This window comes from Providencia sp. PROV182 (assembly GCF_028480325.1).
Lineage (GTDB): Bacteria > Pseudomonadota > Gammaproteobacteria > Enterobacterales > Enterobacteriaceae > Providencia > Providencia hangzhouensis.
In genome coordinates this window covers 1-26,424 of the sequence record NZ_JAMPOL010000013.1, presented here as the reverse complement: position 1 = coordinate 26,424, position 26,424 = coordinate 1, and the positions used below count along the sequence as shown (strand labels likewise).

The 26,424-nt window shown below is 41.5% G+C and carries 19 protein-coding genes and 1 riboswitch; of the genes, 11 read left to right on the top strand and 8 right to left on the bottom strand.

Annotated features, from left to right (window positions below):
• Positions 1–4: 4 nt before the first annotated feature.
• Together PR834_RS11825 and ppc are read left to right on the top strand one after the other, a co-directional pair.
• Complete coding sequence (locus PR834_RS11825; protein WP_112308371.1) at positions 5–2,446, top strand: bifunctional aspartate kinase/homoserine dehydrogenase II; 2,442 nt, start codon at positions 5–7, stop codon at positions 2,444–2,446.
• Between the two features lie 403 nt (positions 2,447–2,849).
• Positions 2,850–5,489: a phosphoenolpyruvate carboxylase gene (ppc, locus tag PR834_RS11820; protein ID WP_094961902.1), complete on the top strand. Its 2,640-nt coding sequence runs from the start codon at positions 2,850–2,852 to the stop codon at positions 5,487–5,489.
• 77 nt (positions 5,490–5,566) lie between these two features.
• Here the strand turns inward: ppc and gadC are convergent, their stop codons facing one another.
• The 4 genes from gadC to argE form a co-directional block, all read right to left on the bottom strand.
• On the bottom strand, positions 5,567–7,102 hold the full coding sequence (gene gadC / locus PR834_RS11815; protein WP_164456194.1) for a glutamate:gamma-aminobutyrate antiporter: 1,536 nt from the start codon (positions 7,100–7,102) through the stop codon (positions 5,567–5,569).
• Between the two features lie 112 nt (positions 7,103–7,214).
• Positions 7,215–8,615, bottom strand: coding sequence for a glutamate decarboxylase (locus PR834_RS11810; RefSeq protein ID WP_004265325.1), 1,401 nt, complete (start codon positions 8,613–8,615; stop codon positions 7,215–7,217).
• A gap of 705 nt (positions 8,616–9,320) precedes the next feature.
• The gene (gene metF, locus PR834_RS11805; RefSeq protein ID WP_110592826.1) at positions 9,321–10,205 is read right to left on the bottom strand and encodes a methylenetetrahydrofolate reductase; all 885 of its coding nucleotides are present in this window, start codon (positions 10,203–10,205) and stop codon (positions 9,321–9,323) included.
• Positions 10,206–10,433: 228 nt separating this feature from the next.
• Positions 10,434–11,588, bottom strand: a complete 1,155-nt coding sequence (argE, locus tag PR834_RS11800; RefSeq protein WP_272536674.1) for an acetylornithine deacetylase — start codon at positions 11,586–11,588, stop codon at positions 10,434–10,436.
• A 102-nt stretch (positions 11,589–11,690) separates the two neighbouring features.
• Here argE and argC point away from each other — a divergent pair, with 102 nt between their 5' ends.
• The 4 genes from argC to argH all read left to right on the top strand — a co-directional run bounded on the left by argC (position 11,691) and on the right by argH (position 16,206).
• Positions 11,691–12,695 (top strand): N-acetyl-gamma-glutamyl-phosphate reductase, encoded by a 1,005-nt coding sequence (gene argC / locus PR834_RS11795; RefSeq protein ID WP_112308369.1) that lies wholly within the window; start codon positions 11,691–11,693, stop codon positions 12,693–12,695.
• Positions 12,696–12,709: 14 nt separating this feature from the next.
• Positions 12,710–13,486, top strand: coding sequence for an acetylglutamate kinase (gene argB, locus PR834_RS11790; RefSeq protein ID WP_004265333.1), 777 nt, complete (start codon positions 12,710–12,712; stop codon positions 13,484–13,486).
• A gap of 44 nt (positions 13,487–13,530) precedes the next feature.
• Positions 13,531–14,751 carry an argininosuccinate synthase gene (locus tag PR834_RS11785; RefSeq protein WP_272536673.1) on the top strand — a complete coding sequence of 407 codons (1,221 nt, stop codon included), beginning with the start codon at positions 13,531–13,533 and terminating at the stop codon, positions 14,749–14,751.
• A gap of 78 nt (positions 14,752–14,829) precedes the next feature.
• A complete protein-coding gene (gene argH, locus PR834_RS11780) occupies positions 14,830–16,206 on the top strand; it encodes an argininosuccinate lyase (protein ID WP_112308368.1) in 1,377 nt (458 codons plus the stop codon).
• A gap of 64 nt (positions 16,207–16,270) precedes the next feature.
• Here the strand turns inward: argH and PR834_RS11775 are convergent, their stop codons facing one another.
• Complete coding sequence (locus tag PR834_RS11775; RefSeq protein WP_196724881.1) at positions 16,271–16,615, bottom strand: hypothetical protein; 345 nt, start codon at positions 16,613–16,615, stop codon at positions 16,271–16,273.
• Between the two features lie 76 nt (positions 16,616–16,691).
• Positions 16,692–17,030: a pilus assembly protein gene (locus PR834_RS11770; RefSeq protein ID WP_272536672.1), complete on the bottom strand. Its 339-nt coding sequence runs from the start codon at positions 17,028–17,030 to the stop codon at positions 16,692–16,694.
• Between the two features lie 1,441 nt (positions 17,031–18,471).
• Between PR834_RS11770 and oxyR the strand changes: the two genes are divergently transcribed.
• Positions 18,472–19,377: a DNA-binding transcriptional regulator OxyR gene (gene oxyR / locus PR834_RS11765; RefSeq protein ID WP_004265340.1), complete on the top strand. Its 906-nt coding sequence runs from the start codon at positions 18,472–18,474 to the stop codon at positions 19,375–19,377.
• A gap of 73 nt (positions 19,378–19,450) precedes the next feature.
• On the opposite strand, the gene sthA is transcribed toward oxyR, so the two are convergent.
• Positions 19,451–20,848, bottom strand: coding sequence for a Si-specific NAD(P)(+) transhydrogenase (gene sthA / locus PR834_RS11760; protein ID WP_004265342.1), 1,398 nt, complete (start codon positions 20,846–20,848; stop codon positions 19,451–19,453).
• Positions 20,849–21,198: 350 nt separating this feature from the next.
• On the opposite strand from sthA, the gene fabR reads away from it, so the two are divergent.
• On the top strand, positions 21,199–21,855 hold the full coding sequence (gene fabR / locus PR834_RS11755) for an HTH-type transcriptional repressor FabR (RefSeq protein ID WP_004265350.1): 657 nt from the start codon (positions 21,199–21,201) through the stop codon (positions 21,853–21,855).
• Positions 21,856–21,867: 12 nt separating this feature from the next.
• Positions 21,868–22,257, top strand: a complete 390-nt coding sequence (locus PR834_RS11750) for a YijD family membrane protein (RefSeq protein WP_004265352.1) — start codon at positions 21,868–21,870, stop codon at positions 22,255–22,257.
• Between the two features lie 70 nt (positions 22,258–22,327).
• Here the strand turns inward: PR834_RS11750 and trmA are convergent, their stop codons facing one another.
• On the bottom strand, positions 22,328–23,425 hold the full coding sequence (gene trmA / locus PR834_RS11745; protein ID WP_272525121.1) for a tRNA (uridine(54)-C5)-methyltransferase TrmA: 1,098 nt from the start codon (positions 23,423–23,425) through the stop codon (positions 22,328–22,330).
• Positions 23,426–23,537: 112 nt separating this feature from the next.
• Positions 23,538–23,632, top strand: a riboswitch (cobalamin riboswitch).
• Between the two features lie 74 nt (positions 23,633–23,706).
• Here trmA and btuB point away from each other — a divergent pair.
• Positions 23,707–25,575 carry a TonB-dependent vitamin B12 receptor BtuB gene (btuB, locus tag PR834_RS11740; protein ID WP_272525120.1) on the top strand — a complete coding sequence of 623 codons (1,869 nt, stop codon included), beginning with the start codon at positions 23,707–23,709 and terminating at the stop codon, positions 25,573–25,575.
• A complete protein-coding gene (gene murI / locus PR834_RS11735) occupies positions 25,520–26,383 on the top strand; it encodes a glutamate racemase (protein WP_004265357.1) in 864 nt (287 codons plus the stop codon). Before btuB ends, murI begins: the two co-directional genes overlap by 56 nt.
• Positions 26,384–26,424 lie beyond the last annotated feature (41 nt).

The following is a 26,424-nucleotide window of genomic DNA, read 5'->3' as shown; positions in this document are numbered from 1 at the left end:
TTTGATGAGTGTACTAACAGCGGTTGAGGTGGCTCCTTGCCACCGCCAGTTACATAAGTTTGGGGGCAGTAGTTTAGCCGATGCGAAGTGCTATCAACGCGTTGCAACAATTATGGCCAACTATAGCCAACCCGGTGATTTAATGGTGGTTTCTGCCGCGGGTAGTACAACAAATCAGTTGATTAACTGGTTAAAGTTAAGCCAAAGTGATCGTATTTCGGCTCATCAAGCTCAGCAATCATTACGCCGCTATCAACTTGATTTAATTGAATCTCTTTTACCTGAACAAAAGGCTGCAGAGCTAAGCCAGTTATTTATTCACGATTTAGAGCGTTTAAGTGCATTGCTGGATCAACCCATAAATGATGCGATTTATGCAGAAGTGGTCGGGCACGGTGAAATTTGGTCTGCTCGCTTGATGGCAGAAGTGCTTGCCCAAGCCGATATGGCAAGTGCATGGCTCGATGCACGTTTATTTCTACGTGCGGAACGTGCGGCACAGCCACAAGTTGATGAAATACAGTCACGGTATTTGTTACAGCAACAGCTAACGCAATTACCTAACCGTCGTATTGTGGTAACAGGGTTTATTTCACGGAATCAGCAAGGTGAAACTGTATTACTCGGGCGCAATGGCAGTGATTATTCTGCAACACAAGTTGGTGCGTTGGCGGATGCTGCTAAAGTGACGATTTGGAGTGATGTCGCTGGGGTATATAGCGCGGATCCTCGCAAAGTGAAAGATGCGTGTTTGCTGCCTTTGTTACGTCTTGATGAAGCTAGTGAATTAGCGCGTTTAGCGGCTCCCGTTTTACATACACGGACTTTACAGCCTGTTTCTGTGAGCAACATTGATTTGCAATTAAGGTGTAGCTATCAACCCGAACAGGGTTCAACAAAAATTGAACGGGTGCTTGCATCAGGGGCTGGTGCGAAAATCGTGACTAGTCATGATGATGTGTGTCTGATTGAATTGCGTATCGCCGCGGGGCGTGATTTTAAACAAATCTGCAAAGATGTGGATTTATTACTTAAACGTGCTCAATTGCGCCCTTTGGCTCGCGGTATTCATCATGACCGTTCGTTACTGCAATTGTGCTATACCTCCGAGATTGTCGAAAGTGCCTTAAATACCCTTGAAGAAGCCGGTTTACCGGGGTCATTATCATTACGTGAAGGTTTTTCTCTGGTTGCATTAGTCGGTGCGGGGGTGTGTAAAAAACCGTTACATAGCCACCGTTTTTATGAGGAATTAAAAGGGCAACCTGTTGAATTTATTTGGCATTCAGAGGACGATATCAGTTTAGTTGCTGTTTTGCGTTCTAACCAAACGGAACATCTAATTAAAGGGATGCACCAAAGCTTATTCCGCGCAGAAAAACGCATCGGTTTAGTGTTATTTGGTAAAGGGAATATTGGCGCGCGTTGGTTAGAACTTTTTGCCGCGGAGCAACACAAAATTTCTGCACGTAGTGACTTTGATTTCGTCCTAGCTGGCGTAGTAGACAGCCGCCGTAGCTTACTGAATTACCAAGGGATTGACCCAAGTCGTGCACTAGCTTTCTTTGATGATGAAGCCGTAGAGCATGAGGACGATAGCCTATTTTTATGGATGCGTTCCCACCCTTATGATGATTTAGTGGTATTAGACGTCACAGCCAGTGAAACGTTGGCAGATGACTATGTAGATTTTGCCAGTTATGGTTTTCATGTGATTAGTGCAAATAAAATTGCGGGGGCGGCGCAAACGGCACAATATCGTCAAATTCGCGATGCGTTCGCAAAAACAGGTCGTCACTGGTTATATAACGCGACGGTAGGGGCAGGGTTACCGATTAATTATACAGTACGTGATTTAAAAGAAAGCGGTGACTCTATCCTGACTATCAGTGGTATTTTTTCTGGAACGCTATCATGGCTATTTTTACAGTTTGACGGTTCCATCCCATTTAGTGAGCTAGTAGAGCAAGCTTGGCAGCAAGGGTTAACTGAACCAGACCCACGTATTGACCTGTCGGGGCAAGATGTTATGCGGAAATTAATTATTTTAGCCCGTGAAGCGGGTTATGACATCGAGCCGGATGATGTGAGAGTTGAGTCTTTAGTGCCAAAACAAGCACAGGCAGGTTCTTTGGACGCGTTTTTTGAAAACAGTGCGGTTATTAACGAGCAAATGCAGCAGCGCTTAGAAGCAGCGCAAGAACTTGGGTTAGTGCTACGTTATGTCGCACGGTTTGATGCGGTAAAAGGCAAAGCAAAAGTGGGGGTGGAAGCGGTGAAGCCGGAACATCCACTGGCCTCATTATTACCGGGTGACAATGTGTTTGCTATTGAAAGCCGTTGGTATCGAGATAACCCATTAGTGATCCGTGGGCCTGGAGCGGGGCGCGATGTGACTGCGGGTGCTATTCAATCGGATCTGAACCGACTCTCTCAACTTTTATAATCATTTATTCAGTGCATTGGTGTTCTCTTCGGTATTGAGGGCACTAATGCATCATGAAGATTTTTAATTTATCCCTTCATTTTCTGTTTTTTATTCTGATGATTTAATTCTTAAACATTATTCATGTCTTAAAAGTGCTGAATCGACGATATATTGCGCTGAAACAATACTTAAATAAGAAAAATTAATAAAAATAAGGCTGTAATTAAATTTCAGAAAAATCCCCCAAAGTCATTTTTTTCTGATATGAATATACACTGAAGGGTAAATTTAGCGGCCTGCATCACAAAACGACAACTCTAACGCAGCCGACTGAAATTTTGTTACAGGAAACAGGTAGCAGTCTGTTAACCGTGAACCGTGCGGGAATGCATTCTGCCAGAAGCACAAGGTCAGGAGTCTCATGAATCAGCAATATTCCGCAATGCGCAGTAATGTCAGTATGCTGGGTAAGCTACTCGGCGATACTATCAAGGAAGCCTTAGGTGAGGACATACTCGACAAAGTTGAGTCCATTCGTAAGCTTTCCAAATCTTCTCGTGCAGGTAATGAAGTTCAGCGGCAAAAACTGCTGATGACATTACAAAATCTTTCTAATGATGAATTGCTACCCGTTGCAAGGGCATTTAACCAATTCTTAAACCTGACAAACGTCGCTGAGCAATACCACAGTATTTCGCCTCACGGCGAAGCGGCAAGTAACCCAGTAGCATTGAAAAATCTGTTTAGCCGATTAAAAGGCAAAAACTTCACTGATGGTGATATCCAAAAAGCAGTTGAACAGCTTTCAATTGAGCTGGTTTTAACGGCTCACCCAACGGAAATTGCTCGCCGTACGTTGATCCATAAATTAGTTGAGGTAAATAACTGTTTGTCACAACTCGACCATGATGACATTGCGGATTATGAACGCAATAATATCATGCGCCGCTTGCGTCAATTGGTGGCTCAATCATGGCATACCGATGAAATTCGTAAAATTCGTCCAACACCCATTGATGAAGCTAAATGGGGTTTTGCTGTTGTGGAAAATTCATTGTGGGAAGGGGTTCCTGCTTTCTTACGTGAATTTAACGAACAACTTGAGGACTCTATTGGGGCAGTATTACCGGTTGAAGCCAATCCTATTCGTTTTACCTCATGGATGGGTGGAGACCGTGATGGTAACCCGAACGTAACTGCGGATGTGACTCGCCAAGTTCTATTGCTGAGTCGCTGGAAAGCGGCAGACTTATTCCTCAAAGATATTCAAGTATTGGTTTCAGAGCTTTCGATGACGGAAGCGACCCCAGAGCTGCGTGCGCTAGCTGGGGGGGATGACGTTGATGAGCCTTATCGCCAAATCGCGAAAAATTTACGTAGCCAACTATTTTCGACGCTAGAGTACTTAGAGCGCCGTGTAAAAGGCGAGCAAGTTTTACCACCGGCAGACTTATTGGTGGATAACGCCCAATTATGGGACCCGCTATACGCATGCTACCAATCATTAATTGCCTGCAATATGAAAATTATTGCCAATGGTCAGTTGTTGGATACTCTGCGCCGTATTCGTAGCTTTGGTTTGCAACTGGTACGTATTGATGTGCGCCAAGAAAGTACTCGTCACACTGAAGCCATTGCAGAGCTGACTCAGTATTTAGGGTTGGGTGATTACTCGCAGTGGTCAGAAGAGGAAAAACAACAGTTCTTGCTGGAAGAACTACAATCTTTACGCCCACTTATCCCGCAAGATTGGCAGCCGAGTGCAGAAACACAGGAAGTGTTTGAAACTTGTCGAGTGATTGCGAAAGCCAAAAATGATTCTGTTGCGGCTTATGTTATTTCAATGGCGAAAGTCCCATCAGATGTGTTGGCGGTTAAATTACTGCTAAAAGAGAATGGGGCGTCAGTCCGCTTACCCGTCGCGCCACTATTCGAAACACTGGAAGATTTAAATAACGCAGAAAGTGTGATGACCAAGCTGTTAAGCATTGAGTGGTATCGCAACCTTATCGATGATCGCCAAATGGTGATGATTGGTTACTCGGATTCTGCTAAAGATGCAGGGGTAATGGCAGCTTCATGGGCGCAGTATCGCGCGCAAGATGCACTGATTAAATTGTGTGAGAAAGAAGGTGTCACACTGACATTATTCCATGGGCGTGGCGGCACAATTGGCCGCGGTGGTGCGCCTGCACATTCTGCATTACTTTCTCAACCGCCGGGTAGTTTAAAAGGTGGGTTGCGGGTAACCGAGCAAGGCGAGATGATCCGTTTTAAATTCGGTTTGCCGCAAGTTACCATTAGCAGCCTTGCGTTATACGCCAGTGCTATTTTAGAAGCGAACCTTTTACCGCCACCAGAGCCAAAAGATGAGTGGAAGTCCGTGATGGATTCGCTATCTGATGTGTCTTGTGCGATGTACCGTGATTATGTACGTGAACAACCGGATTTTGTGCCTTATTTCCGTGCCGCAACACCGGAGCTAGAGTTAGGTAAATTACCGCTTGGGTCGCGGCCTGCAAAACGCCGCCCAACTGGTGGTGTGGAAACTTTGCGTGCGATCCCATGGATTTTTGCATGGACGCAAAACCGCTTAATGTTACCCGCATGGTTAGGGGCAGGAGCGGCGCTAAAACATGTCATTGAGAAAGAAGGCAAACAAGCCATTCTTGATGAAATGTGGCAGCAGTGGCCATTCTTTAATACGCGTATTGCGATGTTAGAAATGGTTTATGCAAAAGCAGATTTATGGCTGGCGGAATATTACGACCACCGCTTGGTGGAAGAGCGCTTATGGCCATTAGGGCAAAAACTGCGTGACCAGTTATCTGAAGATATTAAAAGCGTGCTGGCGGTTTCAAAAGATGAAGCGCTAATGGCGGATTTACCTTGGATAGCGGAATCCATCGCGTTACGTAATGTTTATACTGACCCATTAAATGTCTTACAAGCAGAGCTTTTACACCGTTCCCGTCAACAAGAGCAGCCAGACCCACGTGTCGAGCAAGCTTTGATGGTGACCATTGCAGGTGTTGCGGCGGGAATGCGTAATACCGGCTAGTAATTGATTACGCTATTTATAAATTAGTGATAAGTAAAAGGCTGCCAATTGGCAGCCTTTTCGTTTATTGTCGAACGTTATTTTTTGTTCTGATCATTATGGATCAGATGATAAGGCGAACGCGCCCGAGGATGGATAAAGAAATGGTTCGTTGGAGCATTGTGAGTTTTGATATGCACCATGGAGACGTTGGTGGATTTTCCGGCTTTATTGTGGAATGCATAAATCACAAAAGGCAGCAGGAAGATAATCACAAAACTGACCGCGAGCAGCGTCACGTAAGTCGTATCATCTGCCCCGCCCGGCAATGAACTTGGCGGGAAGAATGACACCACAAATGCCAGAATTGAGATCACTAACCCAACAAACGCGATTAACAATTTAAAGCTTTTACCACCCGGAACGTTGAATGCCCGTTTTTTATCAGATTGTTTGCAGACTAAATGCATATAACCGAGGAACAGCATAAAGTAGCTACACAGATAAATAACAACGGTTAATGCCAGGGCTATCAGGAAGGACATATTCCCGCCACCACCCGTGTTAGTGAGGACGATAATCGCGACTGTTGTGATCAACAACTGCGAAATCACCAGTGTTACCGGTACGCCATTTTTATTCACTTTGGCAAAGCTTTTCGGCAGAATTCCTTTTTGTGCAGCGACATACATCCCACGGGAAGGTCCCACAATCCAAGAGGCAATTTCCGCTAATACGCCGAGTAATAGCAACGCGGCAATAATCCGTACTGCCCACTCTAAAGTGGAATTAAAGTGGGTAACGAGAACCTCAAAGGTTTGTACCACACCAGCAGATAAATTAATTTCACTGTTTGGGATCACCGCTGCTACCGATAACCCACCAATTGAGCTTAAACAAATTGCCGCTATCATGAGTAAAAACATCGCTGCGGGGTAATCTCGACCGGGGTTTTTCATTTCATTAACGTGAGTTGCTGAAGCTTCAACACCCATATAGCTCAAAATAAAGGCGACAAATACCACGAGTGTGCCAATTTTGGTGAAATCAGGAATAAAGGTTTCAGTACTAATTTCAATGGCCAATGGAGAGCCGCTGGCTAAATAGCTGATCGCTAGAAAGACCAAAATTAGCGCTGGAAGCAAGATGCCTGCGAAAAAACCGACTTTCGCAATCGTGGCAGTATATTTAGTTCCGCCAAATTGGGTGAAAGCCAATACCCAGAGAATAACAAGTGCCCCTATCGTTTTAGTGATTGGGTCTGTATTTAGTTCTGGCCAATTCAAAATATAAGACAGTGCCCCTAATACGAAATACAGCATAGGAATGAAGCCAATCGCAATTTGTAAATAACCAAATGAAATAGCGGCAAATCCCCAACGTTCGCCTAATGTATTAGAAACCCATGCAAATACACCACCTTCCTCCCAACCTTCTACGGTTGCCATTTCTGCGGCACACAATGCGACAGGAATAAACCACAATAATCCTCCTAATAGCAGGAAAAATACGAGGCTAAAGCCAGATGTTGCAAATGTTGGATATTCATAAACGGCCATCACCATTGATGCAGTGATGGCAAAAAAGCCAAGTAGTGTCAGTTGCTTTGCGGCTGGAGCTGTCGTTGTTGCCATACGAGTTCTCCTCAAATCGATAAACAATCTGCCTTTTCAGGGCGGATCTCAGTAGGAGCCAAAGAACCTAAGGCTCTTTGGCTCGTTAACAACACAATCATGAATAAAAGAATTAACTGTGATTAAAGCCGCCGCCTTCTTCTTCTGTTAGCGGTTTATTGACGGGGTGCTTATCGAAATACTCTAAGGTGCGTTTGAAGTCATCAATGAGTAATGCGGCTAAATCTAAACTAACCCCATGACGCACTAGAATACGTTGAATAACAAGGTCTTCACGGTTTGCTGGCATGGAGTAAGCAGGAACTTGCCAGCCACGGCTACGCAGTTTGTCTGCGATGTCATAGAGGGAATATTTGCTGGTGGCGGTGCCTTCTTTCAGTTTCCATGCTAATGCAGGGATACCAGTTTGGCTATCACCATCAAAAATCATTTCAAATGGCCCTAATTTTTCAATTTCACGGCTGAGGTATTGTGCAGTTGCATAGCAAGCGTTGTGGATTTTTGCATAGCCTTCGCGACCCAGTCTCAAGAAATTATAATATTGAGCAATGATTTGACCGCCAGGGCGAGAGAAATTCAGTGCGAATGTTGGCATATTACCGCCTAAATAATTCACATTAAAAATCAATTCTTCTGGAAGGTCTTTGGCTTCACGCCAAATAACCCAGCCAGCGCCTAATGGCGCCAAACCAAATTTATGGCCTGATGCATTAATGGATTTTACACGTGGTAAGCGGAAATCCCATTCTAAATCTGGTGCACAAAATGGAGCTAAGAAGCCGCCACTAGCACCATCCACATGGATAGGAATATCCAGTCCAGTTTCTTTTTGCAGTTTATCGAGCGCATCGTGTACAGCTTTTACGGGCTCATATTGGCAGGTAAATGTCACTCCAAGGGTCGGTACGACACCAATAGTATTTTCATCGACACGTTTGAGCACCTCTTCCGGTGTCATGATGAGGCGGTCACCTTCAAGAGGGATCTCTCGGAGTTCAACATCGAAATAACGAGCAAATTTGTGCCAACAGATTTGAACTGGGCCACAAATTAAATTAGGTTTATCGGTCGGTTTTCCTTTAGCGGCTTGTTTTTTGCGCCATTGCCATTTTAGCGCTAGCCCACCAAGCATTGCAGCCTCTGAGGACCCGATGGTTGAGCAACCAAGGGTATTTTCTGCATCCGGTGAATTCCATAAGTCCGCTAACATATGTACGCAGCGGTTTTCAATTTCTGCTGTTTGTGGATATTCGTCTTTATCTATCATGTTTTTGTCGATAGACAAATCCATCAAATCACGAATTTCATCATCCACCCATGTCTGGCAAAATGTTGCTAAGTTTTGGCGTGAATTCCCATCTAGCATTAATTCATCGCGTACTGCACTAAATACATTACGTGGTGCTTGTTCTTTCAATGGAAACTTGGTTTTTGGTAATGATTTGGATAATTCTAATGATGCGTAGACATCATCCATTCCACTGTGTTTTGAATTTAATGCATTATTACTCATGTTTTAATTCCTCAATGACCATGTGGTAATTAAATACTATTAATCTTGAGCTCAATATTAAATATACGCCGTCTTTTGAAAAATTCAAAAGTGTTCAAATAAAAAAGATAATTTAATGAAAACCGTCATAATTAGAAAGTAACAGTAGAGTGAATGATGGGTTATGGTTATTTTGGTTATAGATAATTTTTCCCAAGAGCTGATTGTGTTCATAAAATGATGCTAAAAACCACTCAATTTAACTAAATTATTACATTTTTATGGTTTTTATTTCTATGTATTTAGCTTTTTAGTTGTTTTTATTTGATTTTATATGGGCGAAAAATGTAGTGGAAATAAATTAATGTTCATAAAAAACTAATATTTCAATAATGTTAAGTTATGTAACTTTTATTTAAACCCTGATTTTCATAATGTTTAAAGTTAATTTATACCGTTAACCGTTAAATATAATTATTGTGGCAAAATGAATTTGAATATAAAGAAAATAATAGCATGAGTTATATTGTGGAAAAGTAGTTCGCAAATCTAATCAGTTTAGATATCACGTTAATATATTTACCTTAAAGACACTGGTTCTTTTTTAAACAAGAAATAACTAGTTCTAGCTATTTGATATTTTTTTCTGGGAAAATAGAAGATATGTATAAGAATAGAAGAAAATAGCAAAGGGATGAGACAAAATATTCGCCTCATCCGACTAAATTAAGGCCTAACTCCCAAAGTATGGCAGATAGCATAGGTGAGCTCAGAGCGGTTCAGCGTGTAAAAATGAAAATCTTTCACGCCTTCACGGCTAAGAATTTTGACCATATCCATGGCGATTGATGCGCCGACAAGGTTACGGCTCTCAGGGTCGTCATCTAGCCCTTCGTACATTTTACTCATCCACGCAGGAATGCGTACGTTAGTCAGTTTGGCAAAGCGCTCGAGTTGACGAAAGTTAGAGACGGGTAAAATCCCCGGCACGATTTCTACATCAATACCTGTCGCGACGCAGCGGTCACGAAAACGTAAATAGCTCTCAACATCAAAGAAAAACTGAGTGATTGCACGGTTAGCTCCCGCATCAATCTTCTTTTTTAAACTAATTAAATCGGCTTGAGCGCTTTTGGCTTCAGGGTGAACTTCAGGGTAGGCCGCAACAGAAATATCAAAATCCGCTTCACCTTTTAACAGCTCAACTAGATCAACAGCATACATATCTGGTTTACGGCTGTTGTCAGGTAAATCACCACGCAATGCAACAATATGGCGAATACCATTATTCCAATAGTCACGAGCAATGGCTTTCAGTTCTTCAGGGCTTGCATCAATACACGTTAGGTGAGGGGCTGCAATTAAACCGGTTTTATCCTTAATATCTTTGATGATACTGTGCGTTCTATCGCGTTCGCCAGAATTTGCACCATAAGTCACAGAGACAAATTGAGGTTTCAGGTTTTTGAGCCTATCAATAGATTTCCATAGTGTCTGCTCCATCTCTTCACTGCGAGGTGGGAAAAACTCAAATGAAACATTAATTTGGCCATCTAACTCAGCTAAGTTTTGATTTAGCGCTTCGCGCTGATTTGCGTGAAAAAAACTCATACCCTGTAACCTCGCAATTTGCAAACTAACTATTTTTTGTACGTTATTATATCCATTTGTGCGTCTATACGTTTAGACGTCTAAATAGAAATTACCAGATCGGTACCAATAGTCAATACTTAAATTAAATTATGACGCTGAGGTTTTTTCAAAGGCAACAGGAAAATAATTCATGATAAAAAACGCGACCCTGTTCAGTGTCGCGCTTAAATCGATGGCTAGTCAGATTTACTCAGTGAAACAGAAGTGCTCAACCATTTGGCTAATTAATTGGCGAGTAGGTTCAATAAAGCGCATATCGATAAATTCATCAGGCTGATGTGCTTGCTCAATAGAACCAGGGCCAAGAACCAACGTCGGGCAGAGCTCTTGGATAAACGGCGCTTCAGTACAGTAATTCACGGTATCCGCTTTTTGCCCCAACAACTGTTCAATTACTGCCACCATCTTGTGGTCCGTTGGGCATTCATAGCCAGGGATCGGCGGATGCATGGGCTCGATCGCCAAGCGACCTGGCCAACGGGCACTAACAGGCTCAAGAGCTTCATTGAGTAGTTCATCTAAGTCCTGCAAAGTCAGGCCGGGGAGTGGGCGAATGTCCATGTGTAATTCACAACAACCACAAATTCGGTTGGCTGCATCACCGCCATGAATATGACCAAAGTTTATCGTCGGGTAGGGAATGACAAATGCAGGGTTGTTAAATCGTTCTTTTAACGTATTTCGTAAGTCCATCAAATGGGAAATAGACTCATGCATTAATTCAATGGCATTGACCCCACGTTCTGGGTCACTAGAATGCCCCGATTGTCCAGTAATGCGGATAGCATTTGATAAATGTCCTTTGTGCGCACGAATCGGTTGTAACGACGTCGGCTCACCAATAATCGCAAAATCCGGTCTTAGCGCTGTACTGGCTGCAAAATAACGTGCGCCAGCCATCGATGTTTCTTCATCCGCAGTGGCCAATATATGCAGAGGGCGTTTGAGCTGAGTTAAATCCATATCCCGTAACGCATCAACAATAAAAGCAAAAAAGCCTTTCATATCTGCGGTTCCGAGCCCATATAACTTGCCGTCATGCTCTGTTAGCTCAAACGGGTTTTTACTCCAACGTCCATCATCAAAGGGCACGGTATCGGTATGGCCGCATAGCATCAGCCCACCATTTCCTTCACCAATAGATGCAAGCAAATTATATTTATCTCGCGTTTCCGGCACAGGTTGAATGTTGACCGAAAAACCTAACGTCTCCAGCCACCCACCGAGAAGTTCCACCAGGGCTTTATTGCTCTGGTCCAAATGAGAATCAGTCGCACTAATCGACGGAGTCGCAATTAATTGACGATAAATCTCAATAAATGCAGGTAATTTAATATTCACTGTTGACAGCCTTTATCCATAATAGTATCAATATTCATGCACTTTATTTGAATAAAAATACACATTAAACTGTTTGGGTCACGAGTACAAGGTAGAAAGCATATGTTGAACACACTCATTATCGGGGCCAGTGGCTATACTGGAGCAGAATTAGCCGGTTATTTGCAACGCCATCCTGAAGTTAATCTTCAAGGATTGATGGTATCGAAGCAAAGTGCGGATGCAAATAAACGTTTTTCTGATTTACATCCTCAGTATAAAGGCATCATAGACCTTCCCGTTCTGCCATTAACCGATGTCGCAGAAGCAGCGGAAGGTATTGATGTTGTTTTTCTTGCCACTGCACATGAAGTAAGCCACGACATAGCCCCTCAGTTTCTTGAAGCGGGCTGCGTTGTGTTCGACTTATCGGGTGCTTATCGTGTTCAAGATCCTGCGTTCTATACGCAATACTATGGCTTTGAACATACAAATACTGAATGGCTAATGCAAGCAGTTTACGGTTTAGCAGAATGGCAGGCCGATAAAATTCGTCAAGCGCAACTGATCGCAGTACCAGGGTGTTACCCAACGGTTTCCCAATTAGCACTTAAACCATTGATTGAAGGCAATTTGCTAGATGAAGCTATGTGGCCAGTGATTAATGCCACCAGCGGAGTCTCTGGAGCAGGCCGTAAAGCCTCGATGACCAACAGCTTTTGTGAAGTGAGTTTGCAACCTTATGGCATCTTTACTCATCGCCATCAGCCAGAAATTGCGACCCACTTGGGAAGAGAGGTTATTTTTACACCACATTTAGGCAATTTCTCTCGAGGCATCCTTGCAACGATTACGTGCAAAGTAAAAGCGGGTGTTTCGGCAGAAAAAATCACACAAACGTTTAAAGATGCTTATCAAAATAAACCGTTAGTGCGGCTATATGAAAAAGGCGTTCCTGCATTGAAATCGGTAGTTGGTACGCCGTTTTGTGATATTGGCTATGTATTGAAAGGTGAACACCTGATTTTAGTGGGTACAGAAGATAACCTACTTAAAGGTGCGGCAGCACAAGCCGTTCAGTGCATGAATATTCGTTTTGGTTTTGCTGAAACTCAGTCTTTATTTTAAGAAGGATTAACCCCATGCAACCCTTAGTGATTAAATTGGGCGGAGTGTTACTTGATAGCGTCGAGGCACTTGAAAAATTATTTACAGCGATTCAAACCTATCGGCAAGCACATCAACGTGAGTTGGTGATTGTACATGGCGGTGGCTGTTTAGTTGATGAATTGATGCAAAAACTGCAATTACCTGTCGTTAAAAAGCAAGGGTTACGAGTCACGCCAGCAGACCAAATCGATATCATTACAGGGGCATTAGCGGGTACGGCGAATAAAACATTACTGGCATGGGCAACGAAGTATCAACTTCCAGCCGTAGGGCTTTCTCTCGGTGATGGGCAAAGTGCCACAGTGACTCAATTAAACGAAGAATTAGGTCATGTCGGTGATGCCAAACCTGGCGATGCGAAATTATTAAAATTATTGTTAGGTGCGGGCTATTTACCCATTATCAGCTCTATAGGTATCACACCAGAAGGTGAGTTGATGAATGTAAATGCGGACCAAGCTGCAACCGCTATCGCCCAAGCCTTAAACGCAGATTTGGTTTTACTGTCTGATGTGAGCGGTATTTTGGATGGTAAAGGCCAAAAAATTGACGAAATGACGACGCAAAAAGCACAAAAGCTCATTGAGCAGGGAATTATTACCGATGGAATGATTGTGAAGGTCAATGCGGCGTTAGACGCTGCGGCAGCCTTACAACGCTCTGTTGATATCGCAAGTTGGCGTCATGCAGAACAACTTCCCGAGCTGTTTAATGGAACAGCAATCGGAACACGGATCTTGGCATCATAAATGAGCCATGGAATAACTATATTAATTGAGCGGATAGGTACGTTATGAAAAAGGGCATTAAAAAGATTGTATTAGCATATTCAGGTGGCCTGGATACATCAGCAATTATTCCATGGCTAAAAGAAAACTATGACGATTGCGAAGTCGTGGCCTTCGTTGCGGATGTGGGGCAAGACCGTGAAGATTTAGTGGGTGTAGAGAAAAAAGCCCTGCAATCAGGTGCGTCCGAGTGCTATGTAGTTGACTTGCGAGAAGAATTTGTCAAAGAATATATTTACCCGGTATTAAAAACGGGGGCGTTATATGAAGGTAGCTATTTATTAGGAACTTCAATGGCTCGGCCAATCATTGCTAAAGCGCAAGTTGAAATTGCCTTAAAAGTGGGTGCTGATGCCGTTGCCCATGGCGCAACAGGTAAAGGTAATGACCAAGTGCGCTTTGAAAGCACCTATACGGCATTAGCACCACAGTTACAAGTGGTTGCACCATGGCGTGAGTGGGACTTACGTTCCCGTGAAGCGCTGCTCGATTATCTGAAAGAGCGTAATATTCCAACAACAGCTAGCCTTGAAAAAATCTACAGCCGTGATGAAAACGCATGGCACATTTCTACGGAAGGTGGTGTTTTAGAAAGCACATGGAATGCTGCAAACCAAGATTGTTGGGTATGGACTGTCGATCCGCAAGATGCACCAGATGAAGCTGAATTAGTTACCGTTGGTGTCAAACACGGTGAAGTCGTTTCGGTAAATGGTCAAGCATTGTCTCCACTTGGCTGTTTAGAAGCATTAAATACTTTAGGTGCAAAACATGGAGTGGGCCGTATTGATATTGTTGAAAACCGTTTAGTGGGTATGAAATCTCGTGGTTGCTATGAAACCCCGGGAGGCACCATTATGATGGCGGCATTACGTGGTATTGAACAACTGGTTCTTGACCGTGACAGCTACAAATGGCGTGAGCAACTCGGCTTAGAAATGTCATATGTAGTTTATGATGGCCGTTGGTTCGCACCACTACGTCACTCGCTGCAAGCGGCTGCTGAATCATTAGCACAAGATGTGACAGGGGAAGTTGTTCTGAAATTATATAAAGGGCAAGTGACTGCGATTCAGAAAAAAGCGGATAAGAGCTTGTATTCTGAGGAATTTGCCACATTTGGTGAAGATGAAGTTTATGACCACAGTCATGCAGGTGGGTTTATTCGTCTTTACTCGCTGTCTTCACGTATCCGTGCGCTGAAAGAACAAAACAAAGCGAAGTAAATCAAATAGTAGTCCCCCGACAGCCAAGACTGCTGTTGGGGTTAAAAACTTATTTTATCAATCAGGTAGGGATTAGTTATGGCACTTTGGGGTGGACGTTTTAGTCAGCAAGCGGATCAACGGTTCAAACAGTTTAATGATTCATTGCGTTTCGATTATCGCCTGGCGCAACAAGATATTATCGGCTCAGTCGCATGGTCAAAATCACTAGTAACAGTTGGTGTATTGTCTGATAGCGAACAACAAACTTTAGAACAAGCGCTAAACTCCTTACTGAAAGAAGTGCAAGATAACCCTGAAATTATCCTGCAAAGTGACGCAGAAGATATTCATAGCTGGGTTGAAGGTAAGCTGATTGATAAAGTTGGTGATTTAGGTAAAAAATTACATACCGGTCGTAGCCGTAATGACCAAGTGGCAACAGATTTAAAATTGTGGTGTAAAGACCAAGTTGCGTTGCTACTTGAAGCGGTAACCGAATTACAAAAAGCGTTGGTCATCACCGCAGAAAATAACCAAGATGCAGTAATGCCAGGTTATACCCATTTACAACGTGCCCAACCGGTGACATTTGCCCACTGGTGTTTAGCCTATAGCGAAATGCTAGCGCGCGACGAAAGCCGTTTAAAAGATACCTTAAAACGTTTAGATGTCAGCCCATTAGGGTGTGGGGCATTAGCAGGAACGGCTTATGATATCGACCGTGAGCAGCTTGCCTCTTGGTTAGGTTTTTCTTCTGCAACGCGTAATAGCTTGGATACGGTATCAGACAGAGATCACGTTCTTGAATTATTATCGAACGCAAGTATCGGTATGGTTCATTTATCCCGCTTTGCTGAAGATTTAATTTTCTTTAATAGTGGAGAAGCTGGCTTTGTTGAGCTATCAGACAAAGTGACATCGGGTTCATCACTTATGCCGCAAAAGAAAAACCCTGATGCATTGGAATTGATCCGTGGAAAATGTGGGCGTGTCCAAGGTGCATTGACAGGTATGATGATGACCCTAAAAGGGCTCCCTCTTGCTTACAACAAAGATATGCAAGAAGACAAAGAAGGGCTATTTGATGCATTAGATACTTGGTTAGATTGCATGCACATGGCTGCGTTGGTTCTTGATGGTATTCAAATTCGTCGTGGTCGTTGTGAAGATGCCGCAAAGCAAGGTTATGCGAATGCAACCGAACTCGCTGATTATCTGGTTGCTAAAGGTGTTCCATTCCGTGAAGCGCATCATATTGTGGGTGAGGCCGTTGTTGCCGCAATTGGGCAAGGTAAAGCTTTAGAGGAAATGGCTTTAAGTGATTTGCAAAAATTCAGTAGCACTATTCAGTTGGATGTCTATGAAGTTTTATCACTACAATCTTGTTTAGATAAGCGGTTAGCAAAAGGCGGGGTATCTCAGAAACAAGTGGCAAATGCTATTGTAGAAGCAAAAAAACGATTAGAGCTGTGATCGGTTATAGAAGATAAAAATGGGGGGTAGCATGACTACCCCAATTCCCATAACGCGTTCGTTTTTAAATATATTTAATGGTTAACATTCTTAATTGCTTCTCCTCATTGATCCAATTGTATGAGTATTCATTTCGACCATCATTAATAACGTTCCAATCTTTTCCTTGAGTAATATTATTTAGCCCAATATTTGTCATTGTAGACTCAGTATTATTCAAGCAACTCAATTTAATATGTGTATCAGAGACAGCATTCGTACAAGTTGGGTGAACCACTGCGCCATTGAAGCTAATAGTGCCTGATTCTTGGCTTTGGTTCGCATAGGTATTGAATGTACTGAATGCTAAAACTAATATTAAAGCTGTTAATGAACGATTAAATACTCTTTCTGTTATTGATTTTTGCATAATAGAGCCCTACAACTTAATTCGTTTTAAATCAGTTGTTTATGTAATGTGTTTTTAAAATTGGGTTATTTTCTAATTAAGCGTGTTGCACGGATAATAATGCATATCCTTTTTCTTTATTAGTCCAATTGAATTGGTAAATACTCGTGCCTCCATTTAATTTTTTCCATTCTGGGGATTTTTTCTCTTTGGAAAAGTTAATTGGGCTAGATTCCATTTTGTTTTTTTCATTATTAAAACAATTCAAAGTTGTGTTGTTTTGATTAATGTCATAGGTACATGGTGGAGAGACAATCATGGCTTTAAAAGTAATGGTTGTTTGATTTCCTTCAGCTTGTACATTCGTAGTAAAGAATGATGTTGCAGCTAAAGCGAAAGTTAAAGTTAATACTGAAGTGATTTTTTTAATAGTCATAATGTTTGCTCCTAATTTCAAATTTCTGTAATTCGGTTTGTTTAAGTTTTCATATATCTTGCTATGGGAAGAATTATAAAATGAAAAACTCTAAAAAGGTGTAAATCTAAAAGCTAAAAATGTATTAAAATATAATTCTAAATGACCTGCTTTAATATATCTCTAGGGTCATTTTTTAATGATTTATATTTACAATATTCCGTTAAATTTGGTTTGTTAGTGTTTAATGTTCTGTGTTTGCATCAAAACCCCCCTTTTGGGTGGTTTAATCTATTGTGGCGTTTTTTAAAACCGCCTTGAATATATTCATTCTTAGATATAAAAAATGGCTGTTATATTGAGATTTTTAATTTGTTTTTAAATACAAATTTACAAAGTTTAATTGAAAGTGAAAATGAATATGACAAAATGTTTCAGAAATAAGGCATTGTGATTTCTTTTTTAAACCTTTGGAGAGTGATGTTCTTTGTTTCCAAAATAATATTGGTTAATACCACCTTATTATTAATGAAAACGTTTCAGTATTGCTCTAAATTATGTTTTCGATACTTGAATTGGTATTTGATGCTTTTACTCTTCATTTTTATTACCTCATTCATATTGGTATTCATCAGTATTTTGAATTACCTATTTATGTTGTTATACCCCCTAGAGGATTTTTATTGGTATGTGCAGTTTTCAAACTTATGCTTGTATCACTGCTCATCATATACATGCATATCTTATATCGGCATGCTTGTGGTTTTCTGTAATAACTTTGTTTGCTATTTAGATCATTTATGGGGAAGGTAAAGCTGATAATAGTGTTCATAGTATTTAGCCCTCCGTATTATCATCATTGATGAGGATATTGCAGAAGTTAGGTGACTATATAAAACTATTAATTTGAATTGATGCTGTTCTATGCTTTTTTTTCTTATAATAAATATAGGGTGTTATTTTGAGTTTATCCACAATAAAAGTGTGTGTAATTATGTGTAAGATTTTAAAGGACTTTATACATGACGTTATTTTCACTCATGAAATTATAAAACTAAAATAATAAATTAATTCAAATTTAAAAAAATTACTTCTTCTTTTTTTTAAGATCGTACCCATGTACTAGCTTGAAATGTTTTTGAGGTTGGTCAATTGGATTTTTACTTTAATATCGATCTTAAGTAGAGTTTACACTGATATTTAATACTGCTTTAAGTATGATAAGTAAAACTTAATGTTTTTCTGGTGTTGTGTTTTCTTTGTAAATAACAGGAGGGTAAATAATGACACATTTTGTTTCTAAATATTACATTTTGTTTCATTTTATTGCGTGTTTTGTACAGAAAATGAGGTTTTCTCCCTATTTTTCAATTTATCAATAGATAAAACAAAACAATATCGATATAGTGATTGGTATTATCTATCTTTGGTTTGACAGAGAATTCACGAAAGGAAAAGAAATATGAATATTCGAGATTTAGAGTACCTTGTCGCACTCGCCGAACATAAACACTTTAGACGTGCCGCGGATTCTTGTCATGTTAGCCAACCTACTCTTAGTGGCCAAATTCGTAAATTAGAAGAAGAACTTGGCGTTATGTTGTTAGAAAGAACCAGCCGCAAAGTTCTTTTCACTCAACAAGGTTTATTATTGGTTGAACAAGCCCGTACTATTTTGCGTGAAATTAAAGTATTACAAGAAATGGCCGCCCTCCAAGGGGAAAGTATGTCGGGCCCATTACATATTGGTTTAATCCCAACGGTTGCGCCATATCTATTACCTCATATTATTCCTCAATTGCACCAAGCTCATCCGAAATTAGAAATCTATTTGCATGAAGCGCAAACTCAGCAATTATTAGCTCAGTTAGACAGCGGTAAATTAGATTGCGCTATTTTAGCGGAAGTTAAAGAAACGGAACCTTTTATTGTTGTTCCGTTATTCGAAGAACCGATGAAACTGGCTATTTATGAGAGTCACCCATGGCATGATCGTGATACGATTGAAATGAGTGAGTTGTCAGGTGAAAAGCTATTAATGTTAGAAGATGGCCACTGTTTACGTGACCAAGCGATGGGCTTCTGCTTCCAAGCGGGCGCGAAGGAAGACACACACTTCAGGGCAACGAGCTTAGAAACGTTAAGAAATATGGTGGCCGCAGGGAGTGGAATTACACTTTTACCTGATTTATCGGTACCAAATGAAGTTTGTCGTGATGGGGTATGTTATTTAAATTGTATTGAGCCTGAGCCGAAACGTACAATTGTATTAGTTTATCGCCCGGGTTCACCGTTACGTGGGCGCTATGAACAATTAGCTGAGACCATCTATAACTCAATGGATAACTATTATAAAAATAGAGTTTAAGGTTAAGCCGCCAATATTATTTTTTAGTTGATGATGGTTGCCAGGTTATTGGCAACCATAAATCACAAAATAATTAAAATAGTCGATTTAAACCATTTAAAGCCGCAACACGGAAAGCTTCCGCCATTGTTGGGTAATTGAAGGTTGTATTCACGAAATATTCTATAGTATTACCTTCACCTTTTTGTTCCATGATAGCTTGGCCGATATGGATAATTTCAGCCGCTCTTTCACCAAAACAGTGAATGCCTAGTATCTGTAATGTTTCTCTATGGAATAATATTTTCAAACTACCGACATTCATACCTGCGATTTGTGCACGTGCTAAATGTTTAAATTGTGCCCGACCGACTTCATAAGGTACTTTCATTGCGGTCAATTCTTGCTCTGTTTTACCAACTGAACTAATTTCAGGAATGGTATAAATCCCTGTTGGAATATCTTCTACTAAATGAGCATCACCTAAACTACCACCAATGGCTCGGGCCGCAATTCGTCCTTGGTCGTAGGCCGCAGAGGCTAAGCTTGGGTAGCCGATGACATCACCAACAGCATAGATATGTTCATTAGTGGTGCGATATGCTTTATTGACTTTAACTAAACCGCGGCCATCAGCCTCAATCCCGACATTAGCGAGACCTAAGCTATCCGTGTTACCCGTTCTACCATTCGCATACAGTAAACAGTCTGCTTTGACTTTTTTACCCGACTTCAGGTGAACAATAACACCGTCTTCGACCCCTTCGATTTTTTCATATTCTTCATTATGGCGAATAACAACGCCACTATTCCAAAAATGATACGACAAGGCATCTGACATTTCTTGGTCAAGAAAGGCCAATAGATGATCGCGCGTGTTGATTAAATCAACTTTAACCCCTAATCCACGAAATATAGAGGCGTATTCACAGCCTATCACTCCGGCACCATAAATAATGACATGGCGAGGTTCGTGAGTTAGGTTGAGGATCGTATCACTGTTATAAATTCGAGAATGATTGAAATCAACATCGGACGGACAGTATGGACGAGAACCTGTGGCAATCACGATTTTATCCGCACTTAAAACGTCACAACTACCATCTGCGTAACGGACACTGATATGTTGCTCATCGATAAAGGTGGCTTCACCCGAAAACATTTGGCAACCATTACGCTCATAAAAACCTTGGCGCATGCGTGTTTGTTGGCTAATTACCGTTTCAGCATGACGAAGAATTTCAGAGAAAGAGGAGCTTAAGCTACGGGAGTTATCACTATAAAGAGGGTTTTGGTTGAATTCGATAATACGGCTAACAGCATGACGGAGGGCTTTTGAGGGAATGGTTCCCCAGTGGGTACAGCCTCCGCCGACATTATTATAACGTTCTATAACAGCAACGTTTTTTCCTTGTTTCACTAGCCCCATGGCGGCGCCTTCACCACCAGGACCGGAACCAATGACTATTGCATCAAAATGGGTAAGTTGCATGAGGTAAGACCTGCTCTAAAACAAAATGACAACAAGATGTTATCATTAGTTGGTTATTTCACCTAATTTCCTCGTCGTTTTTCAAATTGATACAGCGTTGGCTACACTCGCTTACCCTAGTCACATATTTATGCATGCTTCCAAGGATTTGCTGACGCATTGTTTAATAAAAGGTTGGTAGTATATCAGTGTTAAAAAACTAATTGAAAAAGGCTAAGTTAAATTCTGAAAATGAGTAAATTGTAGCGATAGTCGCTTTTTCTCCAAAACAGTTTAGCTATTTTCAGGTATGCTAGGCGAAGAGTAAGGCTTATTACATTTACCTTTCATGATAAGAAACTAGGATCACCGTGAGTAACACAATTGGCGTTAGAGCAAAACAAAAAGAAAAAACTCGGCGTTCACTCGTCGAAGCCGCATTTAGCCAATTAAGCGCTGAACGGAGTTTTACTAGCCTTAGTTTGCGAGAAGTTGCGCGTGAAGCTGGGATTGCACCGACTTCATTTTACCGTCATTTCAAGGATGTTGATGAACTCGGGCTGACGATGGTCGACGAAAGCGGCTTGATGTTACGCCAGCTAATGCGCCAAGCAAGGCAGCGTATTGCAAAAGGCGGGAGTGTGATCCGTACATCAGTCTCAACTTTTATGGAGTTTATTGGTAATAACCCTAACGCCTTTAGGTTATTATTGCGGGAGCGTTCAGGAACATCTGCTGAGTTTCGTGCGGCAGTCGCTCGGGAAATTCAGCATTTTATTGCGGAATTGGCCGATTATCTTGAACTTGAAAGCCGTATGCCTCGCCATTTTACTGAAATGCAAGCAGAGGCCATGGTAACGATTGTCTTTAGCGCAGGTGCAGAGGCGCTAGATATCGATGAAGAAAAACGCAGAAATCTCGAAGAACGGCTGGTATTACAGTTAAGAATGATAGCGAAAGGCGCCTATTACTGGTACCGCCGGGAACAGGAAAAACAAAATCAAACTGACCCAGACCTGACTAAATAATAAGGAGAATCAATGACGGATCAAAAAAGTTATGAAAGAAGCACATTATTGCTAGCCTTTGTGATTGGCCTTGCAACCCATGGAACCTTTTCAACGCTGTTTAACTCGCTGGTCGATTTTTCATTTTTCCCAATTTTAACCCTGATATTGGCAGTGTATTGTTTACATCAGCGCTATTTGCATCAAGCGATGCCTATGGGGCTGCCAAAATTTGTTGCCGGTAGTTTTTTTATTGGGCTTTTTGGCTATGCCGCGATTTTACGTGTGCAAAACCCTGAAATAGGCTCTAATTTTATTCCCGCAACCTTTATTGTCATTATCGCATTGTGGATGTACTCAAGCTGGAAAGCACGTAAGAAAGAAAAAGCGGAGCTAGCACTTGAACAAGAAGTTGAAAATTAAGTTTATACGACTTTTCTAATAGTAAGGCGCCGCAGTTCACATCACTGCGGCGTTTTTGTTTTTTAGTAAATTAATAGCGGCTCAGTAATACCCCACTTTCCATATGGTGGGTATAAGGGAACTGGTCGAATAAGGCTAATTTCTCTATTTTATGGGTTTTAGTCAGCTCAGCTAAGTTATCGCATAGCGTTTCTGGGTTACATGAAATATATAGGATATGCTCATAACCCTGAACTAGTTTCACTGTTTCTGCATCTAAACCACTGCGAGGCGGGTCAACGAATATAGTATTGCATTGGTAATCGGCTAAAGAAATACCTTCCAAGCGCCTAAATTCACGGGCACCTTGCATGGCTTGGGTAAAATCCTCTGCGGACATACGAATAATTTGTACATTTTCAATATTATTGGCTTCAATATTATATTGAGCAGCGGCCACTGAGGGCTTTGCAATTTCAGTGGCTAATACGCGTTCGAAGTTTTGCGCTAATGCTAAAGAGAAATTTCCATTTCCGCAGTACAGTTCCAATAAATCACCCGTCGAATTCTGCGTTGCCCCAATTGCCCACTCCAACATTTTGATATTGACCTGTGCATTAGGCTGCGTGAAGCTATTTTCAACTTGTCGATAAACCATATTCTTACCCATAACAGGTAAGACTTCATCGACATAATCATTATCTAACATGATTTTTGTTTTTGACGCTCGGCCAATCAATTGCACATCAAAGCCTTGTTCAACTAAAGCGGCTTTTAACACTTTTGCTTCTGCCATCCATTCTTCACCTAATTTTTTATGGTAAAGCAGCGAAACAATCAGCTTATTACTTAGTGTTGATAAATAGTCAATTTGAAATAATTTATGACGCAGTAATTCATTTTGCTTAATTAACGGCAATAACGCCGCCATCATGTCATTGATCAATTGGCTGGCAACAGGAAACTGGTCAATACGAATACGCTCTTTCGTTTCTTTATTGAACATAATATGAAACAGGTCATCACCTTCATGCCAAATACGAAATTCAGCACGCATCCGATAATGGGATGTTGGAGATGAAAATATTTCAGGTTCAGGGGCGTTAAAAGGAGCCATCATCGCCTTTAAACGATCCGTTTTTTCTACGAGTTGTTGTTCGTAGTCTTCAGTATGCGAGGTGTTTGGCATGTTTGGCTCCATAAAGCAGTAATAAATTCGTATCAGGAGCGAAATTGTAGGGAATGCGGCGAAGATGTCCAGTTTTCATTATCCATCCGTAGACACTCACTACTATTCAACTTACGATAATAGGCTGTGGTTTAGGGAATTTGGTGTGAATCCAAGACTGACGCGCAACGGTAAAAGTCCGATACCTGCCACGCATCCAATCGCTTCGTTGAATATTCGCGCGGATCTTATATTCAACCTCGCGGAATGTTAATTAAATTGATTTTCCGAGTGTAACCATAATGAATAATAAAAAGTCGCTGCCGCTATCGGCCGCTGCGCTTGCAGTACTGTGCGCTACTTCTTCTTTGGCAAGTGCAAATGACAAAACTGACCAAGTGGTTGTGTCAGCTAATCGTTTCGAACAACCTATTTCTTCTATATTAGCGCCAGTGACGGTGGTTACTCGTGAAGATATCGACCATTGGCAATCCAATACCGTAATAGATGTATTAAGGCGCTTGCCGGGAGTAGATATTTCTCAAAGTGGCGGAATGGGGCAACAAAGCTCTCTTTTTATTAGAGGAACAGAATCTCGTCATGTTTTAGTTCTAATTGATGGCGTTCGTTTGAATCAGGCGGGCATTTCAGGTTCATCTGATATGAGCCAAATCCCAATTTCTCTGGTACAGCGCATTGAGTATATTCGCGGAGCACGCTCAGCGGTTTATGGTTCTGATGCTGTTGGTGGTGTGGTGAATATTATTACTCGTCGTGATAACGATGGCACTACTTTAAATGCAGGCATTGGCTCACACAGTTATCAAAACTATAACGGTTCGACTCAGCAAAAAATTGGTGAGAATACAACGGTAACGGCAGCGGGTGCTTATACTCATACAAAAGGGTTTGATGTTGAAGCCAGAGGAAATACAGGCGGGGGCCCTCAACCCGATAAAGATGGTTTTTTGAATAAAACATTATGGTTAGGTGTTGAGCATCAATTCTCTTCCGCTCTTTCTGCTTATGCACGCGCTTATGGTTACGACAATCGTACGAGTTATGACGGTACGCCAGCAGACACTCGTAAGCTATACAGCAGAACATATGAGTCTGGGTTGAAATATGCGAATGGTAAGTACTCTACAAGTTTGCTTGGGAGCTACAGCCATATGAAAGATTACAACTACAACTATCACAATGGGCGGTATGGTAGCGGTTCTGTAATTGATGAATCAGACCAATACAACTTTCAATGGGGTAATAGCTATAGATTAGAAAAAGGAAATATCAGTGCTGGGGTTGATTATCAACGTCAAAGCATTGAGCCCGGTGGTTATACGATGACAAGTAAAAAAGAAACCGTCAATAACACAGGTATTTATCTTACAGGACAATATGCACTCATCGACTCTGTCAATGCGGAAGGGGCAGTACGTTCAGATCACCATTCTGAATTTAACTGGCACACGACATGGCAATCAGGTTTAAGCTGGGAATTTTATGATGGATATAAGTTAATCGGCTCTTATGCTACAGCGTATAAAGCCCCTAACTTAGGTCAGCTTTATACGGATAATGTTGCTTGGAACATCAAAGGAAATCCAAATTTAAAACCAGAAGAAAGTAAGCAGTGGGAAATTGGTTTAGAAGGCGAAACAGGGTTATTGTTTTGGCAATTAACTGGGTATGAAAACGAGATAACTAATCTGATTGATTTCACTTCGGATCCAGTGACGCAAACTAGTTCTTATAACAATATTGGCAAGGCAAAGATTAAAGGAGTCGAGTGGAATGGTGAATTACAAACAGGCCTATTTAGCCATCAACTCACGTTACAGTATCTAGACCCAAGAAATGAAAAAACAAATAAAGTGCTTAATCGTAGAGCAAAACAACAAGTCAAATACCAGCTAGATTGGAACATTGCTGCTGTAGATATGGGGTTGACTTACCAATATATAGGCAGTCGTTATGATACCAATGAAACTTATCAACGCACTAAAGTCGGCGGCGTTAGCATCTGGGATCTCACCGCTGCATATCCAATCACTTCACATCTCACAATTCGTGGTAAAATAGCTAATATGTTCGATAAAGACTATGAGACCGCGTATGGTTATCGCACCGCTGGAAGAGAATATTTCCTTACAGGAAGCTACAACTTCTGATAACAACCTATCTGTTCGCCCGACCATTCTAGTGTTTGACTCTGGAGTGGGCGGGTTATCTGTTTATCGTGAAGTCAAAAAAATGATCCCGAATGCTCACTATATCTATGCATTCGACAATGAAGCCTTCCCTTATGGTGAAAAAAGCGAAGAGTTCATTATTGATAGGGTCTATCAAATCGTAAATGCAATAGCTGCAAAACATCCTTTAACCATTGCGATTATTGCGTGCAATACCGCAAGTACGGTCAGCCTTCCTAATTTGAGAGCACATTTTACGTTCCCAGTTGTTGGGGTTGTTCCAGCCATTAAACCCGCAACCAAGTTAACGCGTAATGGCGTAGTTGGTTTATTGGCGACGAAAGGCACTGTAAACCGCGAATACACCAAAGAGCTGATCGAACGGTTTGCAACAGACTGCAAAGTGATTTCTCTCGGTTCTGCGGAATTAGTTCAACTTGCAGAAAGAAAGTTACATGGGGAAACCTTACCGTTAGATGAAGTCGCCCAAACGGTCAGGCCATGGATTCGAATGCCAGAGCCGCCCGATACTGTTATTTTGGGTTGCACGCATTTTCCTCTATTAATAGAAGAACTCGAAAAAGTGCTACCAAATGGAACTCGATTCATTGATTCAGGTTCTGCAATCGCCAGAAGAACCGTTTGGCTCATTAATAATCAAGAAGAAATCGCCAATTCAGAGGAAGAAAATTTCGCATATTGCTTATTAATGGATGACAACGCAAAAGGATTACAGCCTGTTCTCGAAGCAGAAGGGTTCAAAACGCTGGAAAAACTAGCTATCTAAGTCAAATTTGGTGGAAAGCTGAGCGAACAGAAAAAAATATG

Coding starts and splice junctions, on each gene's coding strand:
- PR834_RS11825 (WP_112308371.1), top strand. CDS start 5: ATGAGTGTACTAACAGCGGTTGAGGTGGCTCCTTGCCACCGCCAGTTA.
- argC (WP_112308369.1), top strand. CDS start 11,691: ATGTTGAACACACTCATTATCGGGGCCAGTGGCTATACTGGAGCAGAA.
- argB (WP_004265333.1), top strand. CDS start 12,710: ATGCAACCCTTAGTGATTAAATTGGGCGGAGTGTTACTTGATAGCGTC.
- PR834_RS11770 (WP_272536672.1), bottom strand. CDS start 17,030: ATGACTATTAAAAAAATCACTTCAGTATTAACTTTAACTTTCGCTTTA.
- btuB (WP_272525120.1), top strand. CDS start 23,707: ATGAATAATAAAAAGTCGCTGCCGCTATCGGCCGCTGCGCTTGCAGTA.
- oxyR (WP_004265340.1), top strand. CDS start 18,472: ATGAATATTCGAGATTTAGAGTACCTTGTCGCACTCGCCGAACATAAA.
- PR834_RS11775 (WP_196724881.1), bottom strand. CDS start 16,615: ATGCAAAAATCAATAACAGAAAGAGTATTTAATCGTTCATTAACAGCT.
- trmA (WP_272525121.1), bottom strand. CDS start 23,425: ATGCCAAACACCTCGCATACTGAAGACTACGAACAACAACTCGTAGAA.
- PR834_RS11810 (WP_004265325.1), bottom strand. CDS start 8,615: ATGAGTAATAATGCATTAAATTCAAAACACAGTGGAATGGATGATGTC.
- gadC (WP_164456194.1), bottom strand. CDS start 7,102: ATGGCAACAACGACAGCTCCAGCCGCAAAGCAACTGACACTACTTGGC.
- PR834_RS11750 (WP_004265352.1), top strand. CDS start 21,868: ATGACGGATCAAAAAAGTTATGAAAGAAGCACATTATTGCTAGCCTTT.
- argH (WP_112308368.1), top strand. CDS start 14,830: ATGGCACTTTGGGGTGGACGTTTTAGTCAGCAAGCGGATCAACGGTTC.
- ppc (WP_094961902.1), top strand. CDS start 2,850: ATGAATCAGCAATATTCCGCAATGCGCAGTAATGTCAGTATGCTGGGT.
- murI (WP_004265357.1), top strand. CDS start 25,520: ATGGTTATCGCACCGCTGGAAGAGAATATTTCCTTACAGGAAGCTACA.
- PR834_RS11785 (WP_272536673.1), top strand. CDS start 13,531: ATGAAAAAGGGCATTAAAAAGATTGTATTAGCATATTCAGGTGGCCTG.
- metF (WP_110592826.1), bottom strand. CDS start 10,205: ATGAGTTTTTTTCACGCAAATCAGCGCGAAGCGCTAAATCAAAACTTA.
- sthA (WP_004265342.1), bottom strand. CDS start 20,848: ATGCAACTTACCCATTTTGATGCAATAGTCATTGGTTCCGGTCCTGGT.